Annotated in this window: 14 protein-coding genes; 10 read left to right on the plus strand and 4 right to left on the minus strand. The window is 69.3% G+C overall.

Features of this window, described 5'->3' with window-relative positions; translation table 11 throughout:
* Positions 1–2 precede the first annotated feature (2 nt).
* Entirely contained in the window at positions 3–854 is an 852-nt protein-coding gene (locus ACW17Y_RS00315) for a metallophosphoesterase family protein (RefSeq protein WP_492036797.1), read from the plus strand.
* Positions 855–875: 21 nt separating this feature from the next.
* Here ACW17Y_RS00315 and ACW17Y_RS00320 read toward each other — a convergent pair whose 3' ends face one another.
* Positions 876–1,820: an MBL fold metallo-hydrolase gene (locus ACW17Y_RS00320; protein WP_492036798.1), complete on the minus strand. Its 945-nt coding sequence runs from the start codon at positions 1,818–1,820 to the stop codon at positions 876–878.
* A gap of 81 nt (positions 1,821–1,901) precedes the next feature.
* Here ACW17Y_RS00320 and ACW17Y_RS00325 point away from each other — a divergent pair, with 81 nt between their 5' ends.
* Both ACW17Y_RS00325 and ACW17Y_RS00330 read left to right on the plus strand, forming a co-directional pair.
* Positions 1,902–2,504 (plus strand): DUF2975 domain-containing protein, encoded by a 603-nt coding sequence (locus tag ACW17Y_RS00325; protein WP_492036799.1) that lies wholly within the window; start codon positions 1,902–1,904, stop codon positions 2,502–2,504.
* Entirely contained in the window at positions 2,504–2,755 is a 252-nt protein-coding gene (locus tag ACW17Y_RS00330; RefSeq protein ID WP_492036800.1) for a helix-turn-helix domain-containing protein, read from the plus strand. The genes ACW17Y_RS00325 and ACW17Y_RS00330 overlap by 1 nt, the downstream gene beginning before the upstream one ends.
* Before the next feature lie 92 nt (positions 2,756–2,847).
* Here ACW17Y_RS00330 and ACW17Y_RS00335 read toward each other — a convergent pair whose 3' ends face one another.
* From ACW17Y_RS00335 to ACW17Y_RS00345, 3 genes are all read right to left on the minus strand, one after another.
* Positions 2,848–3,024, minus strand: coding sequence for a DUF1328 domain-containing protein (locus ACW17Y_RS00335; protein ID WP_271084744.1), 177 nt, complete (start codon positions 3,022–3,024; stop codon positions 2,848–2,850).
* A gap of 92 nt (positions 3,025–3,116) precedes the next feature.
* Positions 3,117–3,521, minus strand: coding sequence for a hypothetical protein (locus ACW17Y_RS00340; protein ID WP_492036801.1), 405 nt, complete (start codon positions 3,519–3,521; stop codon positions 3,117–3,119).
* Positions 3,521–3,898, minus strand: a complete 378-nt coding sequence (locus ACW17Y_RS00345) for a glycine zipper domain-containing protein (RefSeq protein ID WP_492036802.1) — start codon at positions 3,896–3,898, stop codon at positions 3,521–3,523. Before ACW17Y_RS00345 ends, ACW17Y_RS00340 begins: the two co-directional genes overlap by 1 nt.
* A 202-nt stretch (positions 3,899–4,100) precedes the next feature.
* Here ACW17Y_RS00345 and ACW17Y_RS00350 point away from each other — a divergent pair, with 202 nt between their 5' ends.
* The 7 genes from ACW17Y_RS00350 to trpS all read left to right on the plus strand — a co-directional run bounded on the left by ACW17Y_RS00350 (position 4,101) and on the right by trpS (position 14,973).
* A complete protein-coding gene (locus tag ACW17Y_RS00350; RefSeq protein WP_492036803.1) occupies positions 4,101–4,769 on the plus strand; it encodes a fumarylacetoacetate hydrolase family protein in 669 nt (222 codons plus the stop codon).
* Positions 4,766–5,398, plus strand: coding sequence for a maleylacetoacetate isomerase (maiA, locus tag ACW17Y_RS00355; RefSeq protein WP_492036804.1), 633 nt, complete (start codon positions 4,766–4,768; stop codon positions 5,396–5,398). The genes ACW17Y_RS00350 and maiA overlap by 4 nt, the downstream gene beginning before the upstream one ends.
* 130 nt (positions 5,399–5,528) lie before the next feature.
* The gene (locus ACW17Y_RS00360) at positions 5,529–6,368 is read left to right on the plus strand and encodes an aldo/keto reductase (protein WP_492036805.1); all 840 of its coding nucleotides are present in this window, start codon (positions 5,529–5,531) and stop codon (positions 6,366–6,368) included.
* Positions 6,369–6,551: 183 nt separating this feature from the next.
* A complete protein-coding gene (mutS, locus tag ACW17Y_RS00365) occupies positions 6,552–9,245 on the plus strand; it encodes a DNA mismatch repair protein MutS (RefSeq protein WP_492036806.1) in 2,694 nt (897 codons plus the stop codon).
* A gap of 220 nt (positions 9,246–9,465) precedes the next feature.
* Positions 9,466–12,141: a [protein-PII] uridylyltransferase gene (gene glnD, locus ACW17Y_RS00370; RefSeq protein WP_492036807.1), complete on the plus strand. Its 2,676-nt coding sequence runs from the start codon at positions 9,466–9,468 to the stop codon at positions 12,139–12,141.
* Between the two features lie 168 nt (positions 12,142–12,309).
* Positions 12,310–13,890 carry a murein biosynthesis integral membrane protein MurJ gene (gene murJ, locus ACW17Y_RS00375; RefSeq protein ID WP_492038321.1) on the plus strand — a complete coding sequence of 527 codons (1,581 nt, stop codon included), beginning with the start codon at positions 12,310–12,312 and terminating at the stop codon, positions 13,888–13,890.
* Between the two features lie 42 nt (positions 13,891–13,932).
* Positions 13,933–14,973: a tryptophan--tRNA ligase gene (trpS, locus tag ACW17Y_RS00380; protein ID WP_492036808.1), complete on the plus strand. Its 1,041-nt coding sequence runs from the start codon at positions 13,933–13,935 to the stop codon at positions 14,971–14,973.
* The last annotated feature ends 54 nt before the right edge of the window (positions 14,974–15,027 follow it).

A 15,027-nucleotide genomic window follows, 5' to 3' on the forward strand; every position in this document is an offset into this window, starting at 1 on the left:
ACATGGGTCGCGTCCTCCAGTTCTCTGACATCCACTTCGGCGTGGAGCACAAGCACGCCTGCGCCGCCGCGCTCGACTACGCCCACGCTGCGCCCAGCGACCTGATCCTGATCACCGGCGATATCACCCAGAAGGGCTATCCGGACGAGTTTTCGGCCGCCGGGGCCTGGATCAAGGCCATGCCGAGGCCGCGCTTCGTCATCGTCGGCAATCACGACGTGCCCTACTGGGACGTGGCGGCGCGGCTGTTCTGGCCGTGGAAGGCCTTCGAAACGGCGACCGGCCACCCCGCCCACGACGGGGAGTTCGTTTCCGATACGGTCATGGTGCGTGGCGTGACCACGGCCCGCGGGTGGCAGGCGCGAGCCAACTGGTCAAAGGGGGTCATCGACCTGGACCAGACCCGACGCGCGGCGGAGGCCCTGCGCGCCGCCCCGGTCGGAGCGCTGCGCATCCTGGCCTGTCACCACCCGTTGATCGAGATGATCGGCACGCCGATGACCGGCGACGTCAAGCGGGGCGATGCGGCTGCGGAAATCTTCGCCGAAGCCGGGGTCGACCTGATCACCACGGGCCATGTGCATGTCCCCTTCGCCCTGCCGATCGATCTGTCGGACCGCTGTTCCTACGCCATCGGCTGCGGGACCCTGTCGCATCGCGAGCGGGGCACGCCGCCCAGCTTCAACGAGATCGTCTGGGACAAACACCAGATCACCATCAACGCCATCGCCTGGACCGGCGAGCGGTTTGAATGCGGCCAGTCCTGGAAGCTTCCGCGCCGTCAGGACACGCGGCATGCCGAGACGGCGCCCGATCCGGCCGTGCCGGGGGTGAAGGAAAAGGCGGCGGTCTGAGGTAAGGCAGGGCGACCGGCCTCACCGCGCCTCGCCCTGGCCGGTACGCGATTGGTGCCCGAGGAAGACTTCCACCGCCGGATGGGCGACGGCGAAGCGTCGCAGGCGATCCGCCGACCGCTCGGCGGCGGCGCGTGAGGTTCCGAGCACAGGCTGGGGCATGCCGTCCTCCCAGCCCAGGCGCGTGCTGACCGCGTCGCCGACCACAAGCTTCGGCCCATCGACCGCATTGACCAGATAGGCGGTGGAGCCCGCCGAATGGCCGGGAACGCTGAGGGCCCAGACCGAGCCGTCGCCGAACACGTCGAGCACGCCGTCGAAGACGCCGTTCGGGTCGGGCTGAAAGCCCCATTCCCGCAGAGGGGCGTAACCCTGAAGGATGGCGTCGGCCGGGCTGCCGAGCAGAAGGTTGATCCGGCTGCGCTCCTGCGCCTCGCCCGGGCCGAGATAGACCGGCGTCGCGAGGGGCAGGTCGATCAGTCCGCCGATATGGTCGAAATGCAGATGGGTCAGGAAGACGGCGTCGGGCGTGACCTGGCCCGCCAACCATTGCCCCGTCGTGCGGTCGATCCGGACGTTGAGATCGCGCAGCCCGCGCCGCATGACCCAGTTCAGTCGGTCTTCGAGCGCGGCCGAGACTCCCGCGTCGATCAGGACCCGCCCAAAGCGGGGATGATCAATGACGTAGGCGTAGATGGTCACCTCTTCGTCCCCCTTGGGCACGTCGGCCGTGCGGGGGTCGTCGCGGTCGATGAAGGCGCCGCGTCCGCCGGTCCAGTGTGCGAATGCGAGGCGCTGGAAGGTCGCCACCCCCGGGCGCTCCAGACTGGCCTCCATGTCCGAGGTCGCCGCTGGAACACCGAGGTCGGCGACGGTCACAGTATGACGGGTCGTCGGGGTCGCGCAGGCCGAAACGGCGAGGGCGAGCCCCAATCCGGCGAGCAGGGACTGGATTGAGCGCGACATGGCGTATCCTCGATTGCATCCGGTGACATATCGAAATACATAAAAATATAACTGTCAATCAGCCAATCTGTGACGCGCTTCATGGCCCTGATCCTTGAGTTCCCGCCGCCCGCTCCGACCGAACCTCCGGCCTTCGGTCGTATCCGGCGGTTGAGCCGGCCGCTGGAGTGGCTGTTCGCCGTCCTGTTCGGTCTGGGCGCGATCCTGCTCGCCGTCGCGGTCGTCGCCGTTCTCGCCTATGCCGGAACCCGGCTTCAGGTCCGGCCCGGCGGCATGCAGATATTCATCGAGGCCCAAGCTCCTGCCTTGTACCCCGGCTGGACGACCGTGGGCAGTCTGCCGGTCATCCAGAAGCTGGCGCTCGCGACCTCCGCCGGCCTGATGATGGTCCCGGCCCTGGCGGTGCTGTGGCAACTCCGAAGACTGTTCCGCCTCTATGGGGCGGGCATCGTCCTGGAGCCCGCGAACGCCCGCTGTATGACGACAATCGCGCTGTGGCTGATCGCCTATGCGGTGGCCCCGACGCTCGGCCATGTCGTGGTGACCCTGGCCGGCTTCGACGACAAGGGCTGGCTGAGGATGGACAGCCTCAAGGCCCTGGGTCTCGGCCTGATCCTGTTCGTCGTCGCCCGGGTCATGGCCTGGGCGGCCGAGGTCCACGACGACGCCTCGCGGTTCGTCTGATGCCCATCGTCGTCCGCCTCGATGTGATCATGGCCCGGCGCAAGGTGCGCTCCAACGCACTGGCGAGGGCCATCGGGATATCCGAGACCAATCTGTCGCTTCTCAAGTCCGGCAAGGTGCGGGGCGTGCGGTTCGCGACCCTTGACGCCATCTGCCGTTACCTGGACTGCGCGCCGGCTGACATCCTCGAATATGCGCCGGACGCCGGAACGGATGAGGACGCCGGCGAGCGACGCGCATCGTCAATCTAGAGAGCGCCGGCCGCCCGCGCGATGCGCCGACCCAAAGAAAAAGCCGCGACCCGAGGGCCGCGGCTCTTGCCTGTGGCGCCGACCGAAGCCGGCTATATGCGCGTGCCGCGTCCCCTGAGTCCGCCCGCGACCAGCGAGATGACGAACAGGATGATGGCGATGACGGCGACAAACTTGGCGATTTCGAACGAGAAGTTGGCGATGCCGCCGAAGCCGAGAACGGCGGCGACGAGCGCGACAACCAGGAAAATGATGGCCCAGCGAAGCATGGACGACCCTCCGTGAAAGGGGTTGATGACAGGCGCCGCCCAACCTCGACGCCGCCTGTCTGATCAACGTCCCGAAGGCGTCACCGTTCCGTCTATCGACGATATCCCCGACCGTGGGGCTTTTCGGCAAAAGCCGCCGCCACCATGGTCGCCAGCGCCGGGTTACGCAGGAAGATCCAGCCGCCGGCCAGGGCCGCGACCGTTCCGAGGATCGGCCGCTGGCGGAACAGGGCGAAGGCGCGATGGCCCAGACCCAGATCTTCGTCCGCATAGTCGTCCGCGTCGTCCGTCGCGCCCGAGGCGTTCAAAAAGACCAGGGCGACGATGATCGCGACCAGGGCGAAGAAGCCGGCCGTGATGGCGGCGGCTCCGAGCGGCGGCAGGACCAGCGCGAGCGAGAAATAGAGGGTCGCGCCGAGGGCGACGATCACCACGAAGGCGCAGGCGGCGACCACCACGGCCGCCGTCAGTTTCTTGACCAGCCCCTTGCCGATCATCAGCGACGACGGCCCGCGAGCAGCAGACCCAGAACGACGCCGACGCCGAGGGCGATGGCGGTCGACTGGACCGGACGTTCCTGGACCCGCTCGGTGATGTAGCGCTGGGCTTCATCGAACCGCTCGGAGGCGTCGTCATAATATTCACGGCCGCGCACGCGGGCCTGATCATAGTAGCCGCGCGCCTGATCGCGCATTTCGTCGGCGCGCTCGCGGATGCGGGCGTCGGCCTCGGCGGCCTTTTCGCGCAGGCGGGCCTCGGTCTCGGCCGCCTTGGCCTTCAGCCGTGCGGTTTCCTCGCGGGCCCCGATCTTCAGGTCCTCCTTGAGGGTGTTCAGGTCGTTCTTGATGTCTTCACGTGCCTTCGAGGTCGCCATGATGCCGCGCTCCGTTTTGTCAGCTTTGCCGTAGATACAGGCCTAGTCGGCTCAACGCCATATTGCCGTGGCGGTTCCTTTGCGGTGCAGCAAAGGCGGAACGGCGAGGGCCTGGCAATCAGGGCCCGGGACTTGGTCGCAGTCACCCTGTCAGTGACCTAGGCCCTACTCACCAGGCCCCAAGCCCTTTAAACCTCCCGCCATGACCTCCTACCTCTTCGCCCCCGCCCCGACCGTATCCCTGCCCATCGTCGGCGACGACCGGCGTTTCCCGGTGCGGCGCATCCTCTGCGTGGGCCAGAACTATGCGGCTCATGCGCGCGAAATGGGCAACGACCCGACGCGCCAGGCGCCCTTTTTCTTCTCCAAGCCCGCCGACGCCATCGTCACGGACGGCGGCGACCCGGCCTATCCGTCGGCGACGTCGAACCTGCACTACGAGGTCGAACTGGTCGCGGCCATTGGTGAAGGCGGGACGATCGCGGGCTGGGCCGTCGGCGTCGATCTGACGCGGCGCGATCTTCAGGCGAAGGCCAAGGAAAAGGGCCGGCCGTGGGACGCGGCCAAGGGGTTCGACCAGTCTGCGCCCTGCGGCCCGCTGACGCTCGGCGCCCTGCCGGACGCGGCGGCGGCCATCGCCCTGACCGTCAACGGGGAGACCAAACAGACGTCGACCCTGGCGGAGTTGATCTGGAACCCGGCCGAGATCGTCGAGAAGGCGGGTGAACTGTGGGCCTTGCAGCCCGGCGACCTGATCTTCACCGGTACGCCCGAGGGCGTCGGCCCGCTGGTGGCGGGCGATGTCGTCGAAGCGACCATCGCGGGTCTCGAAACCCTGAGGTTCACGGTTCAGGAAGGCGCGGCCAAATGATCCTGCACGGCTATTTCCGCTCCAGCGCGGCCTATCGCACGCGGATCGCCCTCAATCTGAAGGGCGTCGCCTATGAACAGCATGACATCGACCTGCGGACCGGGGCCCAGCGGTCGGAGGCCTTCCTCAAGCTGAACCCCCAGGGGCTGGTGCCGGCGCTCGAAGTTGACGGCGTGGTCATCACCCAGTCGACGGCCATTCTGGAGTGGCTGGACGAAACCTGTCCGGAGCCGGCGCTGATGCCGGCCGACGCCATCGGCCGGGCGCAGGTGAGGGGGATGATCGGGCTGATCGCCTCCGACATCCATCCGCTGAACAATCTTAGGGTCCTGACCGCCTTGCGCGAAACCTTCGGCGCCGATCAGGCGACTATCGACGCCTGGGCCGGGCGCTGGATGGTCCCGGGGTTCGAGGCGCTGACGGCGCTGACGGCGAAACAGGGGAGCGGCTGGCTGCACGGAGACGCGCCGACGCTCGCCGACTGCTATCTGGTCCCGCAGCTCTATTCGGCGCGACGATTCAACGTGGACCTCAAACCGTTCCCGGCGCTGACGGCGATCGAGGATCGGGCGCTGGCCCACCCCGCCTTCGCCGCCGCACATCCGGATCTGCAACCCGGCGCCGACTGACCGATTCACGTTCCGCCGGTAAGGAACCGGTAGGGTCTCCCTCAGCATCGCTTAAGCATTGCCGGTGCAGAATGGCCGGGTGAAATCAGGCGTTTCCCCTTCCCCGGCCGCGAAGCTGGCCCTCGCGGTCGTGACCGAGCCTGAGCGCGCGCTCCCCGTTCCCGTCGGCGCGCGCGAAGAAGCGATGCGCACCCTGTTGCAGACGGCCGCGGACGCGGGCGTCTCCCTGATCGCCACCCGCCCGAACGGCGACGGCGAGCGGCTGCTGGGACAGGCCTGGCCCTTCCCGTCGCCCTTCTCGGTGTCCGTGCGCACTGTGTCGCTGTCCGAAGGTCTGGACCGGGTCGAGGCCCGCGCCCGTCGTTCGCTGGAGCGGATGGGCCTGCCGCGCGGCGACGTCCTGCTGGCCTCCGGCGCCTCCGATCTGGCCGGGGCCGAGGGCCGCGCCCTGTGGGACCGGATGCAGGCGCTCAAGGATCGCGGCCTCTACAAACGCATCGGCTTCATGGCGACGATGGAGGACGGGCCGACGCTTCTGGCGCGACGCTTCCAGCCGGACGTCGTGCAGATGCCCTGCAATATTCTAGACCAGCGTCCGGTGACCGAGGGGACCCTCAGCGAACTCGCCGGTCTGGGCGTCGACGTCCATGTCTCATCGGTGTTCGCCCGGGGCCTGCTGTTCACCAACCAGGAAAACCTGCCGCCGCATCTGGCCGGCCACGGCGTCGCCCTGTCGCGGACCCGGCGTCGTCTGGCCGAGGCGCGGATCGATCCGATGCAGGCGGCGCTCGCCTTCTGCCTCGGCCTGCCGCCCGCCGCCGCCGTCGTCGCCAGCGTCGCCTCGGCCGCCGAACTGCGCGCGGTCCTGGCCGCCGCCCACGCCCCTCGTCCCGATCTGGACTGGGACGCCCTGGCCTTCCAGGAGCCTGCCGCGCTGAGCGTGGGATACCGGCAGCGGGTCGCCGCCTGATCCTCCCCTGTCGGGGGAGGGGGACCACGAAGCGGAGCGGAGTGACGGAGGGGGCTCGACCCAATCTCTGAATTCGCGGACCGCCCCCTCCACCCCAGCGCAGGCGCGCTGCGGTCCCCCTCCCCCGACGAGGGAGGAATAGCTTGAGCCGACGCCGACGATCCGTCACCCTGACGGCACGTCATGAACGCCCCTCTCTCCCATCCGCCGAAGACCGATGCGACCGCCCCTGACCAAGGCGCCGTCACGCCCTTCATGGCCCAGTATCTGGCCGCCAAGGCGTCGCAGCCGGATGCGATCCTGTTCTTCCGCATGGGCGATTTCTACGAGCTGTTCTTCAAGGACGCGGAGGTCACGGCCGCCGCCATCGGCCTGACCCTGACCAGGCGGGGCAAGCATCTGGGCGAGGACATCGCCATGTGCGGCATGCCCCACCATGCGGCCGAGGGCTATATCGCCCGGCTGATCCGCCAGGGGTTCCGCGTCGCCATCTGCGAACAGATGGAGGACCCGGCCGAGGCCCGGAAACGCGGCTCCAAATCCATCGTCCGGCGCGACATCGTGCGGGTGGTGACGCCCGGCACCCTGACCGAGGATTCGTTGCTCGATGCGCGCGGCGCCAACCGGCTGGCCGCCGTGGCGATCCGCAAGGGCCGCGCGGCCGTGGCGGTGGTCGAACTGTCGGCCGGGGCTGTGGACTGCGTCGCCTGCGACATCGCTGATCTGGGCGCGACCCTGGCGGCGTTCCGGCCCAGCGAGGTGCTGGTCACCGACAAACTCTACTCCGATCCCGAGCTGAAGGGGGCGCTGGACGGTTCCGGCGGAGTGGTTCAGGCGCTGGCGTCTGCGGTCGCGGATCCTGTGGCGGCCGGCGGCCGGGTGGCGCGGCTCTACGGCGTCGCCTCTCTGGACGGGTTCGGGGCGTTCGAGGAGGCGGAGGTCTCCGCGCTCGGGCTGATCGCCGCCTATCTGGAGACCACCCAGGCGGGCAAGGTCCCGGCCCTGGCGCCGCCGCGCCGTTCGGGCGAGACGGGCTTCCTCGCCATCGACCCGGCGACGCGGCTGTCGCTGGAAATCGACCGGACGCAGAGGGGCGAGCGCGAGGGATCGCTGCTGGCCTGCATCGACCGGACCGTGACGTCGGGCGGAGCGCGGGCCCTGGCCGAGCGGATCGCCCGGCCGCTGCGGAATCCGGTTGAGATCAATCATGGACTCGACGCGGTCGAATGGCTGCTGGAGCGTCGCTCGCTTCGGCGGGATCTGCGCGACGGGCTGAAGGCGTCGGCCGATGTGGCGCGTGCCGTCTCGCGACTGGCGCTCGGGCGCGGCGGGCCGCGCGATCTCGCCGGTATCCGCGCCGGCCTGACCATCGCCGAGGCGCTCGCGGGCCTGTTCACCGTCTCGCCCGATCCGCTGACCGGGCCGCCCCAGCGGATCGTCGGCTGTCTCGACCGGCTGACCCTGTCGCCCGATCTCGCGCGGCTGATGCTCGATCTGGCCGAAGGTCTGGCCGAGGAGCCGCCGCATCTGGCGCGCGACGGCGGCTTCGTGAAGCCGGGCTTCCGACCTGAGCTCGATGCGGCCCGGACCCTGCGCGACGACAGCCGCCGGGTTGTCGCTGATCTGGAAGCCCGCGCGGTGGCCGACAGCGGCGTGCCGTTCAAGATCAAGCACAATGCCGTGCTCGGCTATTTCCTCGAGACCACGGCCAAACACGCCGAGCCTCTGTTCCGCGCGGGACCGGAAAGTCCCTTCATCCACCGCCAGACCCTGGCGGCGCAGGTGCGGTTCACGACGGTCGAACTGTCGGAGCTGGACGCGAAGATCAGCCAGGCCGGCCACCGGGCGCTCGCCATGGAGGGCGAGACCTTCGAGCTGTGGCGCCAGACGGTGCAGGCGTTGGCCATGCCCTTGCAGGCTGTGGCCGATGCGCTGGCGGAACTCGACGCCACGGCGGCCTTGGCCGAATGGGCCGAGGAGGTCGGGGCGGTGCGGCCGGTGGTCGACGATTCGAAGGTTTTCGCCGTCGAAGGCGGGCGCCATCCGGTCGTCGAGGCGGCGGTCAAGCGAGCGGGGGATCCCTTCACGCCCAACGACTGCAAGCTCGACGGCGACGGCGTCGGTTGCGCCCGCCTCAGCATCGTCACGGGGCCGAACATGGCCGGCAAGTCGACCTTCCTGCGCCAGAACGCCTTGCTGGTGGTGCTGGCGCAAGGCGGATGTTTCGTGCCCGCGAAGGCGATGCGGCTCGGCGTCGTGGACCGGCTGTTCTCTCGCGTCGGCGCCGGGGACGATCTGGCGCGCGGCCGCTCCACCTTCATGATGGAGATGGTCGAGACCGCCGCCATCCTGACCCAGGCGACGCCGCAGAGCTTCATCGTGCTGGACGAGATCGGGCGCGGCACCGCGACCTATGACGGCCTGGCCATCGCTTGGGCCTGCGCCGAGGCCTTGCATAATGTGAACAAGGCCCGGACGCTTTTCGCCACCCACTATCACGAGCTGGCGCGGCTGGAGGAGCGGCTGGACCACGTCTGCAACCTGTCCATGCGGGCACGGGAGTGGAACGGCGAACTGGTCTTCCTGCACGAGGCGGCGCCCGGGGCGGCGGATCGGTCCTATGGCGTCCAGGTGGCCAAGCTGGCAGGCGTGCCTCCGGCCGTGGTCGCCCGCGCGCGGGCCGTGCTGGACCGTCTGGAGACGGAAAAGGCGGCGCACGGGAGGCTGGACGACCTGCCGCTGTTCGCCATGGCCGAACCGCCCCCTCCGCAGATGAAATCCGCGATCGATGAGGCGGTGGCGGCGCTGGATCCGGACGCCCTGAGCCCGCGCGAGGCGCTGGAGGCGCTTTATCGGCTGAAGGGTCTGGCGAAGTGACCCGCTCACTTCCTTTCGTCATCATCCGGCAAGCCGCTCTTGCGGCGCAGACCGGGGGACGCTTCGTCATCCTTCGGCCGATCGAAGATCGGACCGGGGGAGGCGCCGAAGGCGATCTGTTCAGCCACGATGTCTCCGCGGTCGGCGTGCGTGACAGGTTCGCGCTCGCGCGCGCCGCTACGTCCCCCGGTCTCGCTGCGCTCGCCGGAGGATGACGAAAGTGGGTGAAGCCCTCGACGCCCGCCTCGACGCCATCGTCTCCGGCCCGGGTGTCCGGCCCGCCGTCGCCGCCGTCCTGAAGTCCCATTACGACGCGGCGCGCGAGAAGATCGGCGCCAAACTGGCCAACGGCCTGCCGGGGGTGGAGGTCGCGCGGCTGTATTCGGCGGCCGCCGACGAACTGCTGACGGCCCTGTGGCGGTTCACGACCGAGACCCTCTACCCGTCGCACAATCCGACCGAGGCGGAGAAGCTCAGCCTGATCGCGGTCGGCGGCTACGGCCGGGGCGTGCTGGCGCCGTTTTCGGACCTGGACCTGGTCTTCTTGCGGCCGTGGAAGACCACGGCGAGGACCGAGACGGTCGCAGAGTTCATGCTCTACGTCCTGTGGGACCTGGGGCTGAAGGTCGGGTCCTCGGCGCGGTCGGTGGACGAGGCTTTGAGCCTGGCCCGGTCCGACATGACGATCCGCACGGCCCTGCTGGAGGCGCGGCCTCTGGCGGGCGACGACACGCTGACCGAGGACTTCCTCTGGCGCTTCCGGGGCATGGTGACCAATGCCGATCCGCGCCCCTTCATCGCCGCCAAGATGGAGGAACGCGACAGCCGCCACTCCAGGACCGGCGCGGTCCGCTATCGCGTCGAGCCGAACATCAAGGACGGCAAGGGCGGTCTGCGCGACCTCAACACCCTGTTCTGGATCGCCCGGTCGCTGGCGCCCGACAGCCCGCTCGGCGCGCGGGTGCTGGACGAACTGCTGACGCCGCGCGAGCGCCGGACCTTCGAGGAAGCGTTCGACTTCCTGTGGCGGGTGCGGGCGCATCTGCATCTGGCGGCGGGTCGGGCCGAGGAGAAGCTGACCTTCGACCTCCAGCCCGAGGTGGCGCGCCGCATGGGCTGGCGCGGCCGGGGCGACGAACCGGCGGTCGAGCGGTTCATGCGCCGGTACTTCCTTGTCGCCCGCGACGTCGGCGCCCTGACCCGGGCCATGAGCGCGACGCTCGAAGCCCGCCAGCAGAAGAAGACGATGAGCCTGTCGCGGCTGATCCCGGGACGGAAGCGGAACCTGGGCGTCGAGGGTTTCATCGAGGACGGAGGGCGGCTGTCGGTGACAGGACCCGAGGTGTTCGCCGAGGACCCGGTCAAGCTTCTGAGCCTGTTCGTCTGCGCCGACCAGCACGACCTCGACGTCCATCCGCACGCCTTCTCGGCCGTGACCCGGTCGCTGGCGCTTGTGACCCCGAAGCTCCGGCGCGATCCGCGCGCGACGGCGGCCTTGCTGCATGTGCTGGCGCACGGGCAGAGGCCCTATCGCGTCCTGACCATCATGAACGAGGCGGGTCTGCTGGGCCGGTTCCTGCCGGAATGGGGCCGGATCGTCGGCCAGACCCAGTTCAACATGTACCACGCCTATACGGTCGACGAGCACACGCTCCAGGCCATCGGCATCATCAACGACATCCAGCGCGGCAAGCTCAAGGACGACCATCCGCTGGCCACCGAGGTGATCCACCTGATCGCCGATCCGGAGGCCCTGATGCTGGCCATGCTGCTGCACGACGTGGGCAAGGGCGGGGAACGGGGGCAGCTGGAGGACGGCGCCATCGCCGCGCGCCGGGCCTGCGAGCGGCTGGGCGTCGATCCCCGGCGGATCGAGATCGTGGTCTGGCTGGTGCGGCATCACCTGGCCCTGTCGGACTATGCCCAGAAGCGGGACATCTCTGACCCCGCGACGGTCCAGGCCTTCGCCGAGATCGTCGGCGACCCCGAGCGGTTGCGCATGCTGCTGGTCCTCACGGTGGCCGATATCCGGGCCGTGGGGCCGGGGGTCTGGAACAGCTGGAAGGGGCAGCTGATGCGCAGCCTCTACGCCGCCGTCGAGGCTCTGTTCCGGGGCGAGGATATCCAGACCGCCGATCCGCTGGCCCGACACGCTGATCTCGTCGCGCGAGCGCTCGAGGGCGGGGCGGCGGTCGAGGCCCGGACCTGCGTCGCAGGTCAGATCGAGGAGACGACGGAGATCGCGCTGGCCACCCGCGACCGGCCCGGTCTGTTCGCCGACCTCGCGGCGGTGCTGGCCGCCGCCGGGGCGGACGTCACGGGCGCGCGGGTCGCCACTGCCGCCGACGGCACGGTGCTCGACGTGTTTCAGGTTCAGGACGGCGCTGACCAGCCCTATGGCCAGGCCGAGCCGCGTCGGCTGAAATCCCTGATCGCGGCTCTGGAGGCGGCGGCGAGGGGCGAGACCCCCGTTCAGCCGCCCGCCATGCCCAAGCCCTCGCCGCGCCGGGCCGCGTTCGATGTGCGGCCAGTGGTGATGATCGACAATGCGGCGAGCGCGGACGCCACGGTGATCGAGGTCTCGGGCGCCGACCGGCCGGGACTGCTGGCCGAGCTGTCGCGCACCCTGTCGGACCACGATCTGTCGATCCGCTCGGCCCATGTCGCCGGCTTCGGCGAACGGGCGGTCGACAGCTTCTACGTCACCGACCGCAAGGGGCGGAAGCTGAAGTCCGACGGTCTGCTGGATGACGTCCATGCGGCGCTTGAGGCCGTGCTGGATCGCGCCCCCGAAGCGCCGGAGGGCCGCCGGATCACCGCCGCCCGGGCCAGCGCCCGCGACGTCTCGGACCTGCGGCCTCGCAAGGCCATTTCACCCATCCCGGAAGCGGGTTAAGCGACATTTCGCCGCGCGCCCGGGCACGGCAATCGAGGTTCGTCCGTGTCCAAGTCTGATCTTCCCGAACCGATCGAGCCCGCCGCCCCGATCGCAGGGGCCACAGCCACCGTCGAACCCCTGGTCCAGCCGCCTGCGTCCGCCACGACAGCGAAGAAGGGCGGCGGCATGATGCGGTCGTCGGCGATCTTCAGTGGCATGACCCTGATCAGCCGCCTGGCCGGATTCGCGCGGGACACGGTGATCACCGCCTATCTGGGCGCCTCGGTCGGGCCGGCGGCGGACGCCTATTACACGGCGCTGAACTTCCCCAACCTGTTCCGCCGCATCTTCGCCGAAGGGGCCTTCGCCGCCGCCTTCGTGCCGGCCTACGCCCGCACTCTGGAGACCGAAGGCCAGGAGGCGGCCGACCGCGTCGCCACCGACGCCCTGGCCGTCGTCGCCGCCATCACCGTGGTCCTGACCCTCCTCGCGCAGCTGACCATGCCGTGGATCATGACGGTGATGAACACCGGCTTCCTTGATGATCCCGTGCGGTTCAAGCTGGCGGTGGTTCTGACCCAGATCACCATGCCGTATCTGCCCTGTATGGCGGTGGCCGCCCTGCTGTCCGGGGTGCTGAACGCGCGGGGCCGGTTCATCGTCTCGGGCGCCTATCCGATCCTGCTGAACCTGATCATGCTCGCCGCCGTGGTCCCGGCGCAGGGCGGGCCGATCCAGGCCGCCTACGCCGCCAGCTGGGCGGTGGCCGTGGCGGGCGTGGCCCAGGCGGGCCTGTGCTGGTGGGCGGTGCGCAAGGCAGGGGCCAATGTCCGGCTGTCGATGCCGCGTCTGACCGGGCCCGTGAAGGCCATCATCATTACCGCTGTTCCCGCCGCGATCGGCAATTCGGCCACCCAGATCAACGTCTTCATCAGCCAGAATCTGTCCAGCTGGGTCGACGGCGGTCGCGCCTGGCTGTCGACGGCGGACCGGCTCTATCAGCTGCCGCTCGGCCTGGTCGGCGTGGCCATCGGCATCGCCCTGTTGCCGCGCCTGTCGCGCGCGGTGGCGTCCGAGGACCGGGAGCAGCAACAGGCCTCGATGGACGAGGCCCTGACCCTGTCCATGGCCCTGACACTGCCCGCGGCGGCGGCCCTGATGGCCATGCCCTATTTCCTGATCGACGCCCTGTTCACACGCGGCGCCTTCCTGGACGTGGACGCCCGCGCCACCGCGGGGATCCTGTTGCAATTCGGATGGGGCGTGCCGGCCTTCGTCCTGATCCGCATTCTGTCGCCGGCCTACTTCGCGCGGCGCGACACCCGCTCGCCGATGACCTTCGCCCTGGTGTCGGTGGCGGTGAACGCGGCCCTGGCCATCGGCCTGTTCAACCTCGGCATGGGGGTAGCGGGCATCGCGGCCGCCGTCAGCGCTTCGGCCTGGGTCAATGCCCTGTTGCTGGGCGCGCGGCTGTGGCGACGCGGTCATTACAGGCCCAGCGTGGCCGCGACCTCGCGCCTGCTCCGCATCCTGCTGGCCAGCGTCGGACTGGGCGTGGTCGTGGCTCTGGCCTCCTGGGGCCGCCCCTGGATCGAGGCGCCGATCGGCGAGGCCCTGACCGGGCTCGGATCGGGCCATGGCGCCAAGGAGATCACCCTGCTTGTGGTCACCACGCTGGGCGGCCTGACCTATGTGGCCCTCGCCTTCGCGACGCGGGCGGTGACAATGGCGGAGGTAAGGGGGCTGTTGAAGCGGTCGGCCAAGTAACGCCTTGCTCCGCGCGCGGCGGTCGGGCATTCGGCTTGCGCCATGACCGATGTCGTCTCCCCTCCCGCCTACACCGGCCCGCGCCGCATCCTCAGCGGCATCCAGGCGTCCGGCGCCCTGCATCTGGGCAACTATCTGGGGGCGCTGAAGCGGTTCACGGCGCTGCAGGAAACGGGTGCGCCCTGCTTCCTGTTCGTGGCCGACATGCACGCCATCACCGTCTGGCAGGATCCGGCCCTGTTGACGGCCCAGACGCGCGAGATTGCGGCCGCCTATATCGCCTCGGGTCTCGATCCGGCGAAGTCGACCATCTTCCCTCAGTCGGCAGTGCGCGCCCATGCCGAACTGGCCTGGATCTTCAACTGCGTCGCCCGCCTCGGCTGGCTCGACCGGATGACCCAGTTCAAGGAGAAGTCGGGCAAGCACAAGGAACGGGCCTCGGTCGGCCTCTACACCTACCCCGTGCTCCAGGCCGCCGACATCCTGCTCTACAAGGCGACCGAGGTGCCGGTGGGCGAGGACCAGAAACAGCATCTGGAACTGACCCGCGACATCGCCGGAAAGTTCAACAATGACTTCAATGCGCCGGGCTTCTTCCCCCTGCCCGAACCCCTGATCCAAGGACCGGCGACGCGGGTCATGTCCCTGCGCGACGGGGCGGCCAAGATGTCCAAGTCCGATCCCTCGGACCAGTCGCGCATCAATCTGACCGACGACGCCGACACGATCGCGGCCAAGATCCGCAAGTCCAAGACCGACATGGGCGTCATGCCAGAACCCGGCGAGAGCCTGGACGAGCGGCCGGAGATCAAGAATCTGATCGCCATCTATGCGGCCCTGTCCGACCAGACGCGCGAACAGGTGACGGCCCAGTTCGCCGGCCAGGGCTTCGGCGCCTTCAAGCCGGCGCTGGCCGATCTGGCTGTTTCGTCGCTGGCCCCGGTCACCGCCGAGATGCGCCGCCTGATGAACGACCCCGCCGAAATCGACCGTGTCCTGAAAGACGGCGCCGAACGCGCCGCCGAGATCGCCGATCCGGTCATCGCCGAGGTGAAGAAGATCGTGGGCTTCTGGCAGGCCTGACGCCGGCGGGTTTCGGCCCCGGCGTCGCGGTCGGGGCTGACGCGGAATCGCCGG

It is taken from the genome of Brevundimonas sp. AVps7 (assembly GCF_058681545.1).